Origin of the sequence: Micromonospora sp. NPDC000668 (assembly GCF_042897975.1) — a bacterium.
Taxonomy (GTDB): Bacteria; Actinomycetota; Actinomycetes; order Mycobacteriales; family Micromonosporaceae; genus Micromonospora.
The window spans coordinates 1604005-1623515 of the sequence record NZ_JBIAYP010000001.1; the positions used below are offsets into that span (position 1 = coordinate 1604005).

General features: G+C 73.8%; 17 protein-coding genes. 8 read left to right on the forward strand and 9 right to left on the reverse strand.

What is annotated here, in order from left to right:
• Positions 1–30: 30 nt before the first annotated feature.
• The 5 genes from ACFY29_RS07420 to ACFY29_RS07440 all read right to left on the reverse strand — a co-directional run bounded on the left by ACFY29_RS07420 (position 31) and on the right by ACFY29_RS07440 (position 4484).
• Positions 31–1437, reverse strand: a complete 1407-nt coding sequence (locus ACFY29_RS07420; protein ID WP_328418934.1) for an NAD(P)-binding domain-containing protein — start codon at positions 1435–1437, stop codon at positions 31–33.
• A gap of 115 nt (positions 1438–1552) precedes the next feature.
• Positions 1553–2257, reverse strand: coding sequence for an endonuclease/exonuclease/phosphatase family protein (locus tag ACFY29_RS07425; RefSeq protein ID WP_386984099.1), 705 nt, complete (start codon positions 2255–2257; stop codon positions 1553–1555).
• 11 nt (positions 2258–2268) lie between these two features.
• On the reverse strand, positions 2269–3216 hold the full coding sequence (locus tag ACFY29_RS07430; RefSeq protein ID WP_328418936.1) for an ROK family glucokinase: 948 nt from the start codon (positions 3214–3216) through the stop codon (positions 2269–2271).
• Between the two features lie 76 nt (positions 3217–3292).
• The gene (locus ACFY29_RS07435) at positions 3293–3997 is read right to left on the reverse strand and encodes a hypothetical protein (RefSeq protein WP_386984102.1); all 705 of its coding nucleotides are present in this window, start codon (positions 3995–3997) and stop codon (positions 3293–3295) included.
• A 31-nt stretch (positions 3998–4028) separates the two neighbouring features.
• Complete coding sequence (locus tag ACFY29_RS07440; RefSeq protein WP_328418938.1) at positions 4029–4484, reverse strand: SRPBCC family protein; 456 nt, start codon at positions 4482–4484, stop codon at positions 4029–4031.
• 186 nt (positions 4485–4670) lie between these two features.
• On the opposite strand from ACFY29_RS07440, the gene ACFY29_RS07445 reads away from it, so the two are divergent.
• From ACFY29_RS07445 to ACFY29_RS07475, 7 genes are all read left to right on the forward strand, one after another.
• Positions 4671–6485 (forward strand): AMP-dependent synthetase/ligase, encoded by a 1815-nt coding sequence (locus tag ACFY29_RS07445; protein ID WP_386984104.1) that lies wholly within the window; start codon positions 4671–4673, stop codon positions 6483–6485.
• A gap of 14 nt (positions 6486–6499) precedes the next feature.
• Positions 6500–8191 carry a GAF domain-containing sensor histidine kinase gene (locus tag ACFY29_RS07450; RefSeq protein WP_355604915.1) on the forward strand — a complete coding sequence of 564 codons (1692 nt, stop codon included), beginning with the start codon at positions 6500–6502 and terminating at the stop codon, positions 8189–8191.
• 7 nt (positions 8192–8198) lie between these two features.
• Positions 8199–8867 carry a response regulator transcription factor gene (locus ACFY29_RS07455; RefSeq protein ID WP_088972416.1) on the forward strand — a complete coding sequence of 223 codons (669 nt, stop codon included), beginning with the start codon at positions 8199–8201 and terminating at the stop codon, positions 8865–8867.
• Between the two features lie 190 nt (positions 8868–9057).
• On the forward strand, positions 9058–9867 hold the full coding sequence (locus ACFY29_RS07460) for an SAM-dependent methyltransferase (RefSeq protein WP_386984106.1): 810 nt from the start codon (positions 9058–9060) through the stop codon (positions 9865–9867).
• Positions 9868–9946: 79 nt separating this feature from the next.
• Complete coding sequence (locus ACFY29_RS07465; RefSeq protein ID WP_386984678.1) at positions 9947–11605, forward strand: putative bifunctional diguanylate cyclase/phosphodiesterase; 1659 nt, start codon at positions 9947–9949, stop codon at positions 11603–11605.
• Between the two features lie 251 nt (positions 11606–11856).
• The gene (locus ACFY29_RS07470) at positions 11857–12438 is read left to right on the forward strand and encodes a TetR/AcrR family transcriptional regulator (protein ID WP_328418942.1); all 582 of its coding nucleotides are present in this window, start codon (positions 11857–11859) and stop codon (positions 12436–12438) included.
• A 29-nt stretch (positions 12439–12467) separates the two neighbouring features.
• Positions 12468–13136 carry a lysophospholipid acyltransferase family protein gene (locus ACFY29_RS07475; protein ID WP_386984108.1) on the forward strand — a complete coding sequence of 223 codons (669 nt, stop codon included), beginning with the start codon at positions 12468–12470 and terminating at the stop codon, positions 13134–13136.
• Positions 13137–13149: 13 nt separating this feature from the next.
• Here the strand turns inward: ACFY29_RS07475 and ACFY29_RS07480 are convergent, their stop codons facing one another.
• The 4 genes from ACFY29_RS07480 to ACFY29_RS07495 form a co-directional block, all read right to left on the reverse strand.
• A complete protein-coding gene (locus ACFY29_RS07480; protein WP_386984110.1) occupies positions 13150–14274 on the reverse strand; it encodes a glycosyltransferase family 4 protein in 1125 nt (374 codons plus the stop codon).
• Positions 14271–15530: a M48 family metallopeptidase gene (locus ACFY29_RS07485; RefSeq protein WP_355604905.1), complete on the reverse strand. Its 1260-nt coding sequence runs from the start codon at positions 15528–15530 to the stop codon at positions 14271–14273. The genes ACFY29_RS07480 and ACFY29_RS07485 overlap by 4 nt, the downstream gene beginning before the upstream one ends.
• Before the next feature lie 155 nt (positions 15531–15685).
• Complete coding sequence (locus tag ACFY29_RS07490; protein ID WP_328418946.1) at positions 15686–15904, reverse strand: hypothetical protein; 219 nt, start codon at positions 15902–15904, stop codon at positions 15686–15688.
• A gap of 251 nt (positions 15905–16155) precedes the next feature.
• Positions 16156–17610 (reverse strand): NYN domain-containing protein, encoded by a 1455-nt coding sequence (locus tag ACFY29_RS07495; protein WP_386984112.1) that lies wholly within the window; start codon positions 17608–17610, stop codon positions 16156–16158.
• Positions 17611–17738: 128 nt separating this feature from the next.
• Between ACFY29_RS07495 and ACFY29_RS07500 the strand changes: the two genes are divergently transcribed.
• On the forward strand, positions 17739–19493 hold the full coding sequence (locus ACFY29_RS07500) for a DEDD exonuclease domain-containing protein (RefSeq protein ID WP_328418948.1): 1755 nt from the start codon (positions 17739–17741) through the stop codon (positions 19491–19493).
• The last annotated feature ends 18 nt before the right edge of the window (positions 19494–19511 follow it).

Consider the following 19511-nt stretch of genomic DNA (forward strand, 5'->3'; position numbering starts at 1 on the left):
CTGCGGGGCTCGCAAGCTCACTCCTCGCGCTCACTTGCCCTCCAGGTCGTGGAGGGCGCGCTCGACGGCGCGCAGGTAGTCGGCGTGACCAACCTCGAACCAGTGCCGGCTGCTCTCCTTGACCTGGCCGGAGTAGCGCTCCCCGGCCCGGTCGCGAACCCGCTGCGCGAACGCCGCGGCCCGCTCCGGGCGGTCCCGGCGGGCCTGGAGCAGCCGGGCGAAGAGCACCGTCTGCCAGTGCGACAGGGTGAACATCCCGGAGTCCGGTTGGACCAGGCCAGCCACCGCCAGCGTCGGATGCCCGGGGGTGAACGCGTTGAGCCACAGCGTCGGCCGGCCGGCGCCGGCGCTGTCGCCGAACACCGACGCGTCGAGGAACTCGAAGCGCGGCAGGTAGCCGGTGGCGAAGATGACCAGCTCAGGGTCGATCTCACGGCCGTCGGCCAGCTCCACGGCGTACGGGTGGAACCGGGCGACGTCGGGCACCGGGCCGATCGCGCCGTGGCCCACGTAGTAGACGAGCTGGCTGTTTGCGATCGGGTGCGTCTCGTACACCCGGTGGTCGGGCTTGGGCAGGCCGAAGCGGGTCAGGTCGCCGACGGTCAGCCGCAGCGTCCAGTGGTAGAGCCACTGGCGCACCCGCAGCGGCACCCGCAGCGCCAGCAGGGTGTCGTTGACCTGGTCGGCGGGGCGGCCGAGCACGTACTTCGGCGCGTACCAGTAGCCGCGCCGGGTGGAGTGCCAGCAGCGCGACGCCTGCTGGGCGGCCTCGACGGCGATGTCGCAGCCGGTGTTGCCGGCGCCGACCACCAGCACCCGCTTGCCGCGCAGCTGCGCCGGGTCCTTGTAGGACGAGGCGTGCATGATCTCGCCCCGGAACTGCTCCAGCCCCTCGTAGCGGGGCAGCTTGGGTGACCAGTTGTGGCCGTTGGCGATCACCACGGCGGCGTACTGGGAGGTGCGCTCCGGCCCGTACCCGCCGGTGGAGCGGGTGGTCACGTTCCAGCGGTCCCCCGCAGCCGGCTCGACCCGGATCACCTCGGTGCCGAACCAGATGTGCGAGCGCAGGTCGAAGTGGTCGGCGTACCGCTCGAAGTACGAGAGCAGCTCACTGTGGTGCGGGTAGTCCGGCCAGGAGTCCGGCATCGGGAAGTCGGGGAACTGGGTGAACGGCTTCGACGACAGCAGGTGGGTGCTGGCGTACACCGGGCTGCGGTCGTGCCGCCAGTTCCAGGCGCCGCCGATGCCGGTCTCCCGCTCGTAGCAGTCCACGCCGAACCCGTGCTCGCGCAGATTCTTGATGGCGGTCAGGCCGCTGGCCCCGGCGCCGATGACGCAGACCGTGTCGCCCCGGTCGGAGACCGGGCGATCGTCGCGGCTCAGCGCGGACGGGGTCGCCTCCGGGTCGGGCCGGCCATGGTCGGTGGAGGTGGACACCGGGACATCTCCTTTTGTGCGGCACACGTGCCGGTCGCCGCGAAATCCTCTCCACAACGGAGCCGGATGTCCAGCCCCGGCGCGGGCCGGATCGACGGGTCGGGCCGGTGCGGGGTCAGTCGGTGGTGGGCAACAGCAGGTCGACCAGGACCGGGAAGTGGTCGCTGGCCCGCCGGGTCTGGGGGGTGTCCACCACGTCGTAGTCGACCACGGTGATCCGCGGGTCGACGAAGAGCGCGTCGATGCGGCGGCGCGGGTCGGCGCAGGAGTAGGTGAGCCGGTCCGCCTGGTCGGCCGCCACCGCGGCGTCGGTCAGCCCGCTCGCCACGGTGGCCCAGGCCGGCCCGTCCGGGCCCTCGTTGAGGTCGGCTCCGGCCACCACCGGGCCGCTCGCCGCGTCCAGCCCACGCTTGAACTCGGCGGCCTGCCCGGGACGCTCGGCCGGGTCGGTGGACAGGTGCGAACCGGCGAGGGTGAACCGGGCGTCGCCGACCCGGCAGTCGGCGTACGCGGCGCCGCGCAGGTGCCGGCCGGGGGTGAGCGGGAAGCGCTGGCAGCGGGTGGCCCGCACCTGGACCCGCAGGCTCGTCAGCACCAGGTTGCCCAGCGCGGGCAGCCCGCCGGCGGCCACCACCAGGCCGAAGGACTCGGCCAGCGTGGCGGACTTCTGCCGCCACCGGAACCGGCGCGGCCCTTCCTGCACGATCACCACGTCCGGCGTCGCGGCCCGGACCACCGCCGCCAGCGCGGCGGTGTCGTCGCGCTGGCTGTGGATGTTGTACGACACCACGCGCAGCGGTACGCCGGCACCCTGGCCCATCCCGGCCCGCCTCAGATCCGTCGGGCCAGGTCGGCGGCGCCGATCACCCCGGCGCTGTTGCCCAACTCAGCCGGCAGCACGTCGGCCACCGGCAGCCGTCCCCGCTGGGAGAGCGCGTCGAGGTACGAGCGGCGCGTCGGGCCGAGCAGCAGGTCACCGGCGTCGATCACGCCACCCCCGACCACCAGGGTCTGCGGGTCGAGGATCTGTGCCATGTCGGCGAGGCTGGTGCCCAGCCACCGGCCGATCTGCGCGAACGCCTCGGCGGAGACCGGGTCACCGCCCTGCGCGGCGGTGGTCACCATCGGGCCGGTGATCGCCTCGGCCTCCCCGCCGGCCAGCTCCAGCAGCGCGGTGGCCCGGTGCGGTTCCTGCCGGGCGCCGGCCCGGGCGAAGCGGACGAGAGCGCTGCCGCTGGCATATTGCTCGATGCAGCCCAGCCGACCGCAGCCGCACTGGTGTCCGTCCGGCACGGCCAGCATGTGGCCCAGCTCCGCGGCGACGCCGTGCGCGCCGCGCATCAGCTCGCCGCCGAGCACGATGCCGCCACCGACGCCGGTGCCGATGGTGAACATGATCATCGAGTCGTCGGCGGCCCGGGCAGCGCCGTAACGGAACTCGGCCCAGGCGGCCACGTTGGCGTCGTTCTCCACGATCACCGGCAGGCCGACCGCCGCGCTGACGTACTCGCGCAGCGGCTCGTCCCGCCAGGCCAGGTTGGGGGCGAAGAGCACCGTCGAGCGGGTGGCGTCGATCCAGCCGGCCGCGCCGATGCCGACCGCCTCGATCGTCCGCCCGGCAGCCAGCTCGCCGACCAGCTCGATGATGACGTCACGGGTCTTGCCGACGTCATCGGCAGGAGTGTCCCGTCGGGTCTGCACGAGGACCTCGCCGGTGTCGTCCACGACACCGCCGGCCACCTTCGTGCCACCGACGTCGACTCCGATGGTCAGCGTCACCGCTGCCGCTCCCCTCTGCTGTGCTGTCCGGCCCGCGCACCGACGGCACGCCGGTCCGGGTCGTAGGTTCCCGCGCTCAGGCGCGGTCGCCCGGCTCGTGCGCGTCGGTGTCGTCGGGCACCCGCGAGGCGGGCACCACGGGTCGATTGGTCGGTGCCGGTGCGGACACCGGCCCGGCCTCGTCGACGGGTGGTGCGGCGGCCGGGGCGGATGGGTCCGCCGTCCGGGTGGCGGCCGACCAGACATCCCGCTCCGGCGCCGGCTGAGAATCATGCCCGGTGCGGGTGGCATCGCGCCACACGTGATCGTCGTCGGCTCCGGCGGAACGGTCTGCCGGGGCGGGCTCCGGGACCTCGGTGCCGGTGCTCGGGCCGGCGGTCGGGTCGGACGCCGGCCGGGATGGGGCGGGTGGCTCCGGTGAGCTGGCGGCGGGCGGCTCGGCCGGGGCGAACGCGCGCAGCAGACTGGCGACGCCCGCCGCGAGGTCACCGGCGCCGGTGGCCAGCCGTTCGGCGAATTCCGGACTCGGGTCACGCAATGCGGCGATGCCCCGACAGACCGGGCAGATGCAGCATTCAGCCGTGCCGGTGGCGAAACCGCCGCCGGCACCGGACCGACCGTCCGGGGCGGCACTGTGACCGAGGACACCGGCCACCAGCCCGCCCAGCGGGCCCCACGCGCCGCCCGCCGACCCGGCCGAGGCCAGCCGCGCCCCCGCGAGCAGGGTGGCGACCAGCCGCTCCGCCTCTTCCCGGGCCGAACCCGGATCCGTTCCGCCCATGGTCGGCTCCTCTACCGTGCCGCCGGACGCGTCAGTGCGCCGCACCGGGTGCTTCTACCCGGCGCTTGAGCTGCTTCAACGCGGTGTCCATGATCATCTTCTCGGCTTTGCGCCGAAACATACCGAGCATTCCCACGGACAGCTCGACCTCCAGGGTGTAGGTCACCGTGGTGCCGCCGTCCGCGTTACCCACCAGGTCGTACGAACCGCGCTGGCTCTTCTGCATCTTCGAGGGGGCGACCAGGTGCCACTCGATCCGGGACAGGTCCTCGGCGTATTCGTAGGCGAGCACGTACTCGTCGGCCATCACGCTAGCGTCGATGGTGAAGCGCACCTGGCTGGCGTAGCCGTCCTCGTACTCCTCGATGACCTCAGCGTGGCGCACCGCCTCGGTCCACTCCGGGTAGCGGGCGAAGTCGCAGATGACCGCCGCCACCCGGTCCGGTGCGGCGCCGATGATGATCGACTGGGTGGAGGAGTCCGCCATGGGGGGAGGCTACCCGGCGGGCATCGCGCACGCGCCGCGCCGCCCCCGGCGCGCGCCGGACCACCGCGCCACGACCGTACTGGGCGGCCTGCCTACTACACCCGCCCCGGCGGCCGGGTAGGTTTCGACAAAGCCGACGCCCACGGTGGCGGCCGGTCCGGCCAGTGTGAGCACGAGGGAGTGCAGGTGCGCGAGTTCTCCGTTCCGCCGATCGTCACCGTCGGCGACGCGGCCAACCTCACCGATCCGGTCTGGAAAAACGCCGAGGTCGCGCCGGACGCCGTCCAGTTTGCCCGCGCCACCCCGGCCGCCGACGGCACCGGCACCAGCTGGTCCGACGTGACCTGCCTTCAGTTCCGTGACGAGGTGGTCGCAGTGGCCTGCGGCCTGATCGCCGCCGGGATCCAGCCGGGCGAGCGGGTCGCCCTGATGAGCCGGACCCGCTACGAGTGGACGCTGCTGGACTACGCGATCTGGGCGGCCGGCGCGGTCACCGTGCCGATCTACGAGACCTCCAGCGCCGAGCAGGCCGCCTGGATCCTCTCCGACTCCGGCGCGGTCGCCGCGGTGGTGGAGACCGCCGACCACGCCGCCCTGGTGGCCGGCGTCCGGGACCGGCTGCCCGAGCTGAACCAGGTCTGGCAGTTCGACCTCGGCGCGGTCGATGAGCTGGTCACCACCGGTGCCGCGGTCGAGCTGACCGAGGTGGACCGGCGACGCGAGGCGGTCCGCTCCGGCGACCTGGCCACCATCATCTACACCAGTGGCACCACCGGCCGGCCCAAGGGCTGCATGCTGACCCACCGCAACATGTACGCCGACATCGCCAACGCGGTGCCGGTGCTGCCGAACCTGTTCAACGCCGGCGCGGCCACCCTGCTCTTCCTGCCGCTGGCGCACGCCTTCGCCCGGCTGATCCAGATCGGCGTGGTGCAGGCCCGGGCCACCATGGGCCATTGCGCGGACACCAAGAACCTGGTCGCCGAGCTGCAGGGGTTCAAACCGACCTTCGTGCTCTCCGTACCCCGGGTGTTCGAGAAGGTCTACAACGCGGCGAAGCAGAAGGCCGAGGCCGACGGCAAGGGCGCCATCTTCGCCCGCGCCGAGCAGGTCGCCATCGCGTACAGCGAGTCGCTGGAGACCTCGCGGGGGCCCAGCCTGGCGCTCCGCGCGCAGCACGCCCTCTTCGACCGGCTGGTCTACCGCAAGCTGCGCGCCGCGCTCGGCGGCCGGTGCCGGGACGCCATCTCCGGCGGTGCACCGCTCGGCGCCCGGCTCGGTCACTTCTTCCGCGGCATCGGGGTGACGATCCTGGAGGGCTACGGCCTGACCGAGACCTCACCCGCCGCCGCGGCGAACCTGCCCACCGGCACCCGGATCGGCACCGTCGGCCGCCCGCTGCCCGGCGTGACCGTGCGGATCGACGACGACGGCGAGATCCTGCTCTCCGGCGACCTGATCTTCCAGGGCTACTGGCACAACGAGTCGGCGACCGCCGAGGTCCTCAGCGCCGACGGCTGGTTCCGCACCGGCGACCTGGGCCAGCTCGACAACGACGGCTACCTCAGCATCACCGGCCGGAAGAAGGAGCTGATCGTCACCGCCGCCGGCAAGAACGTCGCCCCGGCGGTGCTGGAGGACCTGGTCCGGGCACACCCGTTGATCAGCCAGTGCGTCGTCGTCGGCGACCGGCAGCCGTTCATCGCGGCGCTGGTCACCGTCGACGAGGAGGCGCTGCCGAAGTGGCTGGAGAGCGCCGAGTTGCCCGCCGACACCCGGGTCGAGGAGCTGCGCGGGCACGAGGGCCTGCGCGCGGAGATCCAGTCCGCGATCGACACCGCGAACCAGGCCGTCTCCAAGGCTGAGGCGATCAAGGTGTTCCGCGTCCTGCCCCGTGACTTCACCGAGGCCACCGGCGAGTTGACCCCGTCGCTCAAGGTCAAGCGCCAGGTCGTCCACAAGACGTACGCGGCGGAGATCGCCGATATCTACCGGGGCTGACTACCATCCGTCACGTGCCCGTATCCACATCCGTCGCACCGCACCCGCATCCCCTCGCCGCGGCCGCCCGCCTGGTGATGCTGGCGCTGGTCGCCGTCCTGACCCTGTTCGCCACCCACGACGTCAGCCAGCTGTGGTGGATCGCGCTGCTGGCGGTCGCCGGGCTGCCCGCGTCGCTGGCCCCCCAGCACCGGCTGATCGGCCCGCTCAGCAGGGTGGCCGAGGTGGTCGTGCTGGGGCTGGCCGCGAGCCAGGTGGCCACGGTCGCGTCGATCGGCGGGACGGTGGACGGGCTCGGCGCCTCGGCGATGCTGCCCTACCTGGCGGTGCCGGTGACCGTCACCGCGCTGCGCCGCCGGTTCCGGGAGGGCGCCGCCCTGCTCGCGGTCACCGCCGCAACCCTCCTGGTCAGCGGCGCGCTGACCGAGGTCGGCGGAGGGCGTCAGCTCGGCCAGCCGGGCTACCTGGCCGTCTGCGCGCAGTGGCTGATCCTGGCCGCGCTGGGGCTCTACGCCGCCAGCACCCTGCACCGGGTGATGGCGGTACGCGGTGAGGGCAAGCCCCAGCCGTACGCCGAGGCGACCCGGCTGCTGACCCAGCTGCGCACGGTAGCCCGCCAACTGCCCGGGGCGACCCTGGACCCGGGCGGCATCTCCGAGCACCTGCTGGACGAGCTGCGTACGGTGGCGCGAGCCGACCGGGCGGCGGTGCTGTCGGCCAGCGGCGGCGGCCGGCTCGTGGTGCTCGCCCAGGCCGGGGTGGACCGGGTGGACTGGGAGACGACGCTGGACGCGGACTCGGCGATCGCCGACGCCTGGGCCAGCCAGCAGGCGCAGACCGCTGCCCGCTCACAGTCCCGCTCACACCGCGGCGGCGACGTCTCCGCGCTGATCGTCCCGCTGGTCGCCGGTGTGCGCACGGTGGGGCTGGTGGTGCTGGAGGCGGACGCCGCACACGCGTACCCGCCGCCCGTGGTGTCCCGGGTGACCGCGCTGACCCGGCCGGCCGCGCTGCGGCTGGAGGCGGCGCTGCTCTTCGATGAGGTCCGCTCGCTGGCCACCAACGAGGAACGGCAGCGGCTGGCCCGGGAGATCCACGACGGGGTGGCGCAGGAGCTGGTGATGGTCGGCTACGGCATCGACAACGCCCTGGCCACCGTCTTCGACGACGCCGACGAGACCGCCGAGGCGCTGCGTACGCTGCGCGGCGAGGTGACCCGGGTGATTCAGGAGCTGCGGCTGAGCCTCTTCGAGCTGCGCAGCGAGGTGGACCGGCAGGGCGGGCTGGCCGCGGCGATCGCCGAGTACGCGCGGACCGTGGGCGCGTCCGGCGGGCTGCGGGTGCACCTGTCGTTGGACGAGTCCACCGCACGGCTGCCGGCGGCCACCGAGGCCGAGTTGCTGCGCATCGCGCAGGAGGCGGTGACCAACGCGCGCAAGCACGCTGGAGCCTCGAATCTCTGGGTCACCTGCGAGGTGGACCCCCCGTACGCGCAAATTGAAGTGTCGGATGACGGTCAGGGGATGGCTGACCAGCGCCCCGACGGGCGGTACGGTCTTGCGATCATGGCCGAGAGGGCGGAACGTATCCGGGGCCGGTTGGAGATCAGGCCGCGGCAGCCGAGCGGCACGACCGTGGCGGTAGTTCTCGGCACCTCGTCCCGGCGCGATAACGTGCGCGGTAGCGCAGCACCAGAAGGGGAGTAACCCGAGGATGACCACAAGTCCGACACCGGCCACCCGTACCAAGGTCCTCCTTGTCGACGATCACGACCTTATTCGCAAGGGCCTGCGACACGCCTTCGAGCGCGACCGTCAGTTCGAGGTCGTCGGTGAGGCCGCCACGGCGGCGGAGGGGGTACGTCAGGCGGGCGCCCTGCAGCCGGACGTGGTGATCATGGATCTGCGGCTGCCTGACGGCAGCGGCCTGGAGGCCACCCGCGCGCTGCGCAAGTCCAGCGCGACGATGGGCATCGTGGTACTGACCATGTACGCCGGCGACGATCAGCTCTTCGGCGCTCTGGAGGCTGGCGCGAGTGCCTTCGTGCCGAAGACCGCGCCGGCCGACGAGGTGGTGGCCGCCGCCCGGCACGCCGCCTCCTCCCCCAGCGCGTTCACCGCGGCCGACCTTGCCGAGGCGATGAAGCGCCGGCTCGCCCCGTCCGGTCCGCAGCTCTCGCCCCGGGAGGGTCAGGTGCTGCGGCTGCTCGCCGACGGGATGAGCGTGGCCGGCATCGCCAAGCAGCTGTTCGTCAGCGAGTCCACGGCCAAGACCCACATCTCCAAGCTCTACGAGAAGCTCGGGGCTGCCAACCGGGCGCAGGCGCTGATGACCGCGCTCCGGCTCGGCCTGCTCGAGGCGCCGGACGCCCCGAAGTTCTGACCTGCCCCCGCTCGTCGAGCGGGACGCCGTGACCGAAGGTCCGCGCCAGCCTCCCCGGCCGGCGCGGACCTTCGCGTATCGACCGAGGTCGGCGGCAACATGGGCGGCACGCTATGGTCTGGCGGGCACAGCGGGGGCACAATACCCGCGCGGGCGACGACGCCCGCGTCGCGGACTAGGGGTGAAGCGCATGCAGCGGCCGGACTGGGCACCCGACACCATCGACATCGAGCGCCCAAGCGTCGCGCGGATGTACGACTACTACCTCGGCGGCTCGCACAACTTCGCCGCCGACCGGGCCGCGGCCCAGGCGATGGTGGCCGCGGTGCCGGAGGCGCCGCTGATGGCCCAGGCCAACCGAGCGTTCCTCCGCCGAGCGGTGCACCACCTCGCCGAGGCCGGGATCCGGCAGTTCCTGGACATCGGCTCGGGGATCCCCACCGTCGGCAACGTGCACGAGATCGCCCAGCGGATCGACCCGGAGTCGCGGGTGGTCTATGTGGACGTTGACCCGGTGGCGGTGGCGCACAGCCGCGAGATCCTGGCCGGCAACGACGGCGCGGTGGTGGTGCAGGAGGACCTGCGGCACCCGGAGAAGATCCTGGCCCACCCGAGCGTGCGGGGGCTGCTCGATTTCGGGCAACCGGTGGCCGTGATGATCGTGGCCGTGCTGCACTTCGTCCCCGATGACGACCGACCGGCGGAGCTGCTGCGGACCCTGCGCGACGCGTTGGCCCCCGGCAGCTACCTGGTGCTGTCACAGGCCAGCGACGACGGGCGCAGCCGGGACGAACGGGCCGAGGCGGAACGGGTCTACCGGCGTACCGACAACCCGCTCTGGGTTCGCAGCCGGGCTGAGCTGACCGCGCTCTTCGACGGGTTCGAGCTGGTCGACCCGGGCGTGGTCTGGGTGCCAGAGTGGCGGCCGGACACCCCGGAGAGCGCGGAGGACGCCGAACGTGCGGTCTTCATGGGCGGCGTCGGGCGGCTCGGTGGCTGAGTCGCCAGAGGCGACCTCCTACCCGGGCAGCTTCGCCCGGGCCTGGGCCAAGGCGGTCTCCGGCACCAGCTACCTGCCGATGACCCAGGCCCAGCTCGAGACCCTGCTGCACCGGCTCACCGGGCAACTGGCCGGTGCACTGCTCGCCGAGCCGTTCGACCTGCGCACCGGGCACCGGGTCGGCGCTGAACTGGTCGCGGCGCACATCGCCTCCGCGGAAGGGCTGGGCCGTACCGTCGAGGTCATCCAGCTCCGGCTGGTGCGCGACCTGGGGCTGGTTGCCGAGGACGTCGAGGACCGGATGGCGCGGCTGCTGGCCGCCGTGGCGACCGGCTATGCCCGCGCGCTGCGGGACCGGACGCTCGACGAGCAGGAGTCGATCCGCCGGGCCGTCATGATGGCCCGGACGCACGCCGAGCGGGCGTTGCGGGCCAGTGAGGCGCGGTTCCGCCACCAGGCCACCCACGACCCGCTCACCGGCCTGCCCAACCGGACGCTGTTCACCGAGCGGCTCACCGCCGCGCTGAACGAGCCGGGCCGGGGCGCGCAGCGGGTCGGGGTGTGCTTCCTCGACCTGGACCGGTTCAAGGTCGTCAACGACACGCTCGGGCACCAGATCGGCGACCGGCTGCTGACCACGGTGGCCGAGCGGCTGTGCCAGGCCCTGGGTGAGCACCTGGTGGCCCGGCTCGGTGGGGACGAGTTCGTCATCCTGGTGGAACACACCGCTGGCACCGACGACATGGTGAAGGTGGCCGAGGCCGCGCTGGAGGCGGTCCGGACACCGGCGGTGGTCGACGGGCACGAGCTTCAGGTCTCGGCGAGCCTGGGCATCGTCGAGCGGCAGGTGGCCGGTGCCAACCCCAGTGACCTGATGCGGGCCGCCGACAGCACCCTGCACTGGGCGAAGTCGGCTGGCGGTGCGCGCTGGGCGCTCTACGACGCCGAGCGCAACCGGCGCGAGCTGGCCCGGTACGCGCTCTCCGCGGCCATCCCGGCCGCCTTGGAGCGGGGCGAGTTCTACCTCGACTACCAGCCGCTGACCTCGCTGCGCGACGGCCGGCTGATCGGCGTGGAGGCGTTGGTCCGCTGGCGCCATCCGGAGCTGGGGGTGCTGCGGCCGGACAGCTTCATCGGGCTGGCCGAGGAGACCGGCCTGATCGTGCAACTGGGCGGGTGGGTGCTGGCCGAGGCGTGCCGGGAGGCGAAGGCCTGGTCGGCCGGTGGCGCGGCGGCGCCGTTCGTGAGCGTCAACCTGGCGGTCCGGCAGGTGCACCGGCCCGGGCTGGTGCAGGAGGTCCGCGCCCTGCTGGGGCAGACCGGCCTGCCGCCGGAGCGACTCCAGTTGGAGATCACCGAGAGCACGATGATGAGCACCGCCGAGGAGCCGGTACGCGCCCTGCGGGTGCTGGCCGACCTCGGGGTGCGGATTGCCATCGACGACTTCGGCACCGGCTACAGCAACCTGGCGTACCTTCGGGACCTGCCGGTGACCGAGCTGAAGGTTGCCGGGGAGTTCGTGGCGGGGTTGCAGTCGCCGGCGGTCGGACGCACCGACGAGCGGATCCTCGCCTCGCTGGTCTCGCTGGCGCACGCGCTGGACCTGACGGTGACCGCCGAGGGTGTGGAGACCGCCGGGCAGGCCGAGCGGCTGCGGGCGATCGGCTGCGACGCCGCCCAGGGCTGGCACTTCGGCCGGCCGGCCCCCGCCGACCGGATCCTGGCCCGCATCCGCTGACCGCCCGGCGCGCCACTCGACGGCGCGGATGGCGCGTCACTCGACGGCGCGGATGGCGCGTCACTCGACGGTGCGCGGACTGCGCGGACGGCGATACCTCGGAGGTATTTTTATGACTCTGAGGTATCACGCTCAATGCGGCGAGGCCGCCCTCGGGCTCGCCGGTGGCCACGGCCGTCGTCTCATGCTGCGGAGAGTGGGCAGCGAGGGCTGGGTAGACACTGTCTACGCACACCTGGTAGACAGTGTCTATGAGCGAGGAGGCGAGTGTCCGGGCGCGGCTGGTGGCCGCCGGGGTGGACCTGGTGCTGCGCGAGGGCCAGTCGGCGGTGTCGCTGCGGGAGATCGCCCGCCAGGCCGGGGTCTCGCACGGCGCACCACGCCGCTACTTCCCCACCCACGTCGACCTGCTCTCCGCCATCGCCCGCGAGGGCTTCGCCGACCTCGCCGCCCGGGTCGAGGAGACGACGCGCGACGCCGGCCCCGACCCGCGCGCCCGGCTGACCGCGTTGAGCCGGACGTACCTGGACTTCGCGGCGGCCCACGGCGGCATGTTCGAGCTGATGTTCCGGCACGACCTGCTGGGCAGCGGCCGGCTCCGGCTACGCGAGACGAGCCTGCCCCTGTTCGCCGTCGTGACCGACCTGGTGGCCCAACTGCGCCGGCCGACCGACGCGCCAGCCCCGGTGCTGGCCGGCGCGCTCTGGGCCAATCTGCACGGCATCGCCCAGCTCTGGGCCTGGGGCAGCCTGCCGCTGGCCACCGGCGCCACCGATGACGAAGCCCTGCTGCGCGCCACGCTGGACGCCCACCTCGGCCCCGCCCCCGCCTGAACCATCCACTCCCGCACCCCGGAGGACACGTGCCCCTGCTGTACGACCTCACCAAGCTGACCGTCGGCACGACGCTGCGGCTGGTCTGGCGGCCACGCGTCGAAGGGCTGGAGCACCTGCCCCGGCACGGCGGCGCGATCCTCGCCGGCAACCACCTCTCCGTCGCCGACGAGCTGTTCCTGGTCTGCGCGACGCCCCGGCACGTCACCTTCTGGGCGAAGGCCGAGTACTTCACCGGCCGCGGCCCGGGCGGCTGGCTCAACCGGCAGATCGTCGCCGGCATGGGCGCCATCCGGGTGGAGCGCGGCGGCGGCCGGGCCGCCCTCAGCGCTCTCGACGCCGCCGTGCCGGTGCTGCGCTCCGGCGGCCTGGTCGCCGTCTACCCGGAGGGCACCCGCTCCCCGGACGGGCGGCTCTACCGGGGCCGCGTCGGAATGACCCGGCTGGCCCGCGATGCCGAGGTGCCGATCATCCCGGTCGGCGTGCTCGGCACCGCCGAGGTGCTGCCGGTCGACGCGCGGCTGCCCCGCCGACACCCGATCACCCTGCGGTTCGGCCCGCCGATCCCGGTCGCCGGCCGGATCAACGAGCCACGCGACATCCGGACGGTCACCGACGAGGTGATGGCGGCGATCCAGCGGCTCACCGGCCAGGAGTACGTGCCCCGCTACGCACCGCCCCGGTCGAGCCCCAGCTGAGCGCGGGTGGCGGTCAGCCGGCGAGCAGGGCTGCCATCCGCTGCGCCTGCGCCTCCCAGCGCCACTCCCGCTCCACCCACGCCCGGCCGGCCGCGCCCAACTGGCGGGCCAGGTCCCGGTCGGCGAGCAGCCGGGCCACCCGGTCGACGAGCTGGGCGACGTCCCGGCCCCGCACCACGTAGCCGGTCTCGCCCTCGCGGACCGCGTCCGGCGCGCCCCCGGAGTCACCGGCCACCACCGGCAGGCCGGTCGCGGACGCCTCCAGGTAGACGATGCCCAGCCCCTCCACGTCCAGCCCTCGGTTGCGGGTGCGGCAGGGCATCGCGTAGACGTCGCCGGCCGCGTAGTGCGCCGGCAGTTCGGCCGCCGGCACCGAGCCGGTGAAGACCACGTCCCGCTCCACGCCGGCCTGCCGGGCCAGCTTCTCCAGGGTCGCCCGGTACGGACCGCCGCCAACGATTAGCAGCGCCGCGTCGGGCACCCGACGGCGGATCTCCGGCAGCGCCCGGATCAGCATGTCCTGCCCCTTGCGCGGCACCAGCCGGGACACGCAGACCACCACCGGCCGGTCGGCCAGCCCCAGCCGAGCCCGCACCGGCTCGCCGTCCACAGTCGGGTGGTAGGTGTCCACGTCCACCCCGGGCGCCAGCCGACGCAGCTCGGTCACCCCGTCCAGCACCCGGGCCAGCCGGCTGCGGGTGTACTCGCCGAGGTAGGTGGTGACGTCGACGCCTCGACCGATGCGCCGCAACGCCGGCCGTGCGGCGGGCAGCGCCGCCCAACCGACCTCGTGGCCGTGGGTCTGCGCCACCACCCGGCGCACCCCGGCCCGTCGGCGCAGGCCCGCGGCGAGCAGCCCGAGCGGGGCTGCCGCGCCGAACCACACCGTGTCGCAGTCGTATGCGCGGGCCAGCCGCGCAGCCCGCCGGGCGATCAGCGGGGTGGGCAGCAGCACCCGGGTGCGTTCCCGGATCACCTCGAACGGCTGGTCGGCGTCGAATTTCGCCGCCCCGCGCCAGCTCGACGCGTACACCACCACCGAGCCGGCTGGCTGATGCACCGCGAGGTTGTGCACGAAGGACTGGATCCCACCGGGACGGGGCGGGAAGTCGTTGGTGATCAGCAGCGTGCGGCTCATCGGCCTGCCTCCCGGGCGTACGCGCGGGCAGCGGCCATCCGCTCCACGGTGGACGGATGTGTGGCCGAGTAGAGGTATTCCCAGCGCGGTGGGTCGGGGTCGCCGAGGTTGACCGAGCCGAGCCGGCGCTGCATCGACTCGAAGGCAGCCGGGTCACCGGTCAGCGCGAGCGCGTGCGCGTCGGCCCGCGCCTCCACCCGCCGGGACATCAGCGCCTGCACCGGCGCGGCGAGCAGCCCCACCACCGTGACCAGGGCGACCAGTAACGGGAACGCGCTCGGTTGGGCGACCGAGTCGACACCGGCCAGCCGCAGCAGCGGCCCCCACGAGCCGAGCAGGTAGAGCGCCACCACCGCGGCGGCAGCGCCCAGCGCGCCGGTCAGCGTGCCGACCGCCACGTCCCGGTCCTTTGCGTGCCCCAGCTCGTGCGCCACCACGGCGGTCACCTCGGCCGGGGTCGCCTCGCGCAGCAGCGTGTCGTAGACGACCACCCGCCGGGTCGGCCCGAGACCGGAGACGTACGCGTTGACCGCCTTGGTGCGCCGGGAGGCGTCGGCCACCAGCACGTCGCGTACCGGCACCCCGTCGCGGGCCGCCATGCTGACCAGCTCGGTGCGCAGGGGGCCCTGCTCCAGCGGGGTGAACCGGTTGAACACCGGCTCCACCAGCACCGGCAGCACGAACGACAGCAGCACCACCAGCAGGGCCGCACCGGCCGCGCCGAAAGCCCACCACCAGCGCGGGGCGAGCCGGATGACCGCGTAGAAGCCGAACAGCGCCACCGCGCCGATCACCGCACTGACGGCGTACGACTTGAGCAGGTCGACCGCCCAACCGCTCCAGCCGTTGGTGCTCAGTCCGTAGCGGGTGAGCACGCTCTGCCGCCAGGCGGAGAACGGAAGGGTGAGCAGGTCGGCGACGAGCACCACGGCCAGCCCGCCGAGCACCGCCTGCGCGGCCCAGTGCCCGCCGAACGGCCGGCCCACCAGCTCGACCAGGCGGCTGCCCAGCGGGGTGAGCCCGAGTGCGAGGGCGACCAGCAGCCCGACGGCGAGCGCGGAGTAACCACCGGGGCGCAGCGCGGCGCGGAACTCCCGCCCCCGGGCCACCTGGTCGGCCGGCAGGTCGCGCAGCGCCGCGAGCTGGTCGGCCCGAGGCGCCGGCGGTCGGTGCCACGGGATGAGCAGCGCGGCGGTCACCACCAGCGCGACGGTCAACCCGGCCAGGGTCAGCAGAGCCCAGCCACGCGGGCTCACCGGCGCACCACCGTACGCACCGCGCGGCGGACTTTCTCGCCGCTGCCGGCGGGCCCGCCGTCGTCGCGTCGTACCCCGCTCATCCCGCCGCTCCTCCCGCCGTGACCGCCCATCCTATGGTCCGCGAAAAGCCCGCTCCGGGCGCGGTGTGGCGGTCAGGCGACCCGGCGGGAGGCGCGGCGACGAGCGGTGCCGGGACGCGCGGGCGCCGCCAGCACCTCGACGTCGAAGCCGGCCCGGGCGAACACCTCGATCGCCTGGACCTCTGCGGCGGCCAGCCCGGCCGCCGGGGACGACTCGTCGAACAGGGCGGCCACCAGGCAGCCGGAACAACCGCCTCCCTGGGTCGGGCACCCCTCGCAGTCGATGAGCATCACGCCTCCTGATCGGCTCGCGATGCGCGGCCGGGCGCACTGTCGTCGCCACCCGAGCACCGTCGGTCACATCGACGCTAGCCACCGGGTATGACAGAAACCCGGACAACCACCTCGACCGGCCGTTTGGGGGCGAGATCGACTCCAGGTCAGCGATATCGGGGTATCCCGACCGCCGGACACCCCAACATCACCGACCTGGTGTCGATCACGCAGAGATTGGCCGCCGGCCGATCCGCCGGCGGATGCGGTCAGGAGCGGGCCAGCCGCCGCAGTAGCGAGTCGGCCCCGAGCGGGTAGGCCCCGTGTCGGCGTACCCCGTCGGCGACCTCGCGGTCGGACGAGACCACGACCACCGGACGCCCCGCCGGCTCGGCGCGGACCAGCCGCCGGATCAGCTCGTCGGCGGTCTCGCCCTTGCGGGAGAAGAGCACCCGTACGCCGCGCGGCGCCGGCGGCAGCCCGTGCATCCGCTCCGCACCGTCGAAGACCACGGTGACCTCGTCGCCGGTCTGCGCGGCGATCCCACCCAGCCCGGTGATGAGGCGCTTGCGCTGCTGCTCCAGCGACATCTCGCCGAAGCCACGCTTGGTGACGTTGTAGCCGTCCACCACCAGGTGCGCCCGGGGCAGGGCGAGCAGTTGGTCCAGTCGGGCCGGGTCGTCGGTGTCCCGGGCACGGGCGGACGGGCCGGCCGGCGCGGTGCCCGGCTGCTCGGCGAACGCGTCGGCCACGAAGTCGGCGGGGAGTTTGTCCACCGGGTCGAGCGCCAGCTCCCGGCGCAGCCCGACGGCGGCCTGACCGATGGTCTCCAGCAGCAGCCAGAGCCGGGCGTCGTCGACCGAACGGGCTTCCTTGGCGCTGGCCCGGGCCACGCCGGCCGCGGCCTCCGCCTCGGCCAGCCGGGCGCGGGCCCGACGCAGCTCGGCGTCCACGTCGGCGCTCGCCCGCGCGGCCCGGCCACGCTCGGTGGCCAGCACCTCGGTGGCCTTGCGCTCGCGGGCCTGGGTCTCCCGCAGCGTACGGGCCAACTGGCGGGACTCCTCGCGGAGCTGGCCCAACTCCTCCCGGACCCGGGCCAGCTCGTCGCGGAGCTTCTCCGCCTCCACCCGAGCCACCGCCCGGTCGTGCTCGGCCCGGGTGGCCCGCTGCTCGGCCTCGCGAACCAACTCGGCGACGACCGCGCTGTCGGCCTCGGCGCGGACCGCCGCGCCGCTGGCGTCGATCAGCTCGCGCCAGCCACGCGGCCGGGCGAGGTAGGCCAGCGCGGCCACCTCGACCGGGTCGGCGGCGGCCGGCGCGGTGCCCTCGACCACGGCTGCGCCAAGGTCACCGGCGTCGGCCAGCACCCGGGCGGTGACCCGCTGCCGGAACAGCGGGTCACCGGCGAGCTGGGCGGCTATGGCCGGCGCGCCGAGCCGGGCCCGCCGGTTCGGGGCGAACTTGGCCACCCGGCGCAGCGGCACCGGCACCTCGTCGGAGGGCAGCCCGGGCAGCACCGCGGCGGTCAGCGCCACGATCCGCTGCCGGACCGGCTCGGGCAGGGTCGGCTCCGGCTCGACAACCGACCCGTCGCCCGCCGTCGTCGGGCCGGATGCGCCGGATGTCTCGCTGACTACGTTGTCGTCCGGGTTGCCCAGGGCCCCGTCGAGCGCGACCGGATCCTCCTGCGGGAGGTGGTCGTCGGACGGCTCGGTGAGGGGCATGTAACAAGTCTCCCACCGCGACCGGGCCCACCGCCCGGTGAGTGAGCCGATCTCTCATCCTAGCCCCCGTGGTGACTCATGGGACCGTTGTGACGGGAGTGTCGGACCGGGGCGCTAGCGTGCCGCCGATGGCACAGTCGGAGTACGTCCAGGAGTCACTGGCCGGTCTCGACCCGGCGATGGGCGGGGTGGACCCGGCGCTGCCGCTCTACGCGACCACCTTCGTGGTGGTCGACCTGGAGACCACCGGCGGCGCACCGGACGGCGGCGGCATCACCGAGATCGGCGCGGTCAAGGTGCGTGGCGGCGAGCAGCTCGGCGTGCTGGCCACCCTCGTCAACCCGGGGCAGCCGATCCCGCCGTTCATCACCGTGCTGACCGGGATCACCCAGGCCATGCTGGTGCCGGCGCCGCCGATCGAGCAGGTGCTGCCGAGCTTCCTGGAGTTCATCGCCGACGCGGTGCTGGTGGCCCACAACGCCCCCTACGACGTGGGCTTCCTCAAGGCCGCCTGCGCCAAGCACGGCTACCGGTGGCCCAACCCGCGGGTGCTGGACACCGCGGCGCTGGCCCGCCGGGTGCTGACCCGCGACGAGGTGCCCAACCGCAAGCTGGGCACCCTGGCCGCCTACTTCCGCACCGCCACCCAGCCCACCCACCGGGCGCTGGACGACGCGAAGGCCACCGTCGACGTGCTGCACGGGCTGATCGGCCGGCTCGGCGGGCACCGGGTGGACACCGTCGGCGACGCCATCGAGTTCGCCCGGGCGGTCACCCCGACCCAGCGCCGCAAGCGGCACCTGGCGGAAGGGCTGCCCAAGGTCCCCGGGGTCTACATCTTCCGGGCCGCCGACGACCGGCCGCTCTACGTCGGCACCTCCGGCGACATCGCCACCCGGGTGCGCAGCTACTTCACCGCCGGGGAGAAGCGGGCCCGGATCTCCGAGATGCTGGCGGCGGCCGAGCGGGTCGAGGCGGTCGAGTGCGCGCACTCGCTGGAGGCCGAGGTCCGCGAGTTGCGGCTGATCGCCGCGCACGCCCCGCCGTACAACCGGCGGTCGAAATACCCGGAGCGGATGGTCTGGCTCAAGCTGACCGACGGCCCGTACCCCCGGTTGTCGGTGGTCCGTGGCCTCTCCCCCACCGACACCGCCTACCTCGGGCCGTTCACCTCCCGACGGGCCGCGGAGCTGGCCGCCGCGGGCTTCCACGACGCCGTTCCGCTGCGCCAGTGCACGCACCGGCTCTCGCTGCGGACCGTCACGCCGGCCTGCGCGCTGGCCGAGCTGGGTCGCTGCCCGGCACCCTGCGAGCACAAGATCACCCCCGAGGAGTACGACGACCGCGCCGCCGCGCCGTTCCGCACCGCCACCGCCAGCGACCCGCAGCCGGTGGTGGACGCGCTGCTGGCCCGGATCGACGTGCTCTCCCGCGACCAGCGCTACGAGGAGGCCGCGGTGGTGCGGTCCCGGCTGGCCGCAGTCCTGCGCGCCACCGTGCGGATGCAGCGGCTGGCCGCGCTGACCGGGATCGTCGAGCTGGCCGCGGCCCGGCCGGCCGCCCGTGGCGGCTGGGAGCTGGCCCTGGTCCGGCACGGCCGGCTGGCCGGCGCGGGGGTGTCCCCGCCGAGCGTCCACCCGCGACCCACGCTGAACGCCATCCGGGCGACCGCCGAGACGGTGCCGGGCGGGCACGGGCCGGTGCCGGCGGCCACCGCCGAGGAGTCCGAGCGCATCCTGTCCTGGTTGGAACGACCGGAGACCCGGCTGGTGGAAATGTCCTCCGGTTGGTCCTCGCCGGTTGGTGGTGCGGGCCGGTTCCGCGACCTCCTGGCGAAGGCCGAAAACGGAGGGTCCCACCAACTCTCGACCGAACGCTCATGACCAAGTGACCGATCGGAC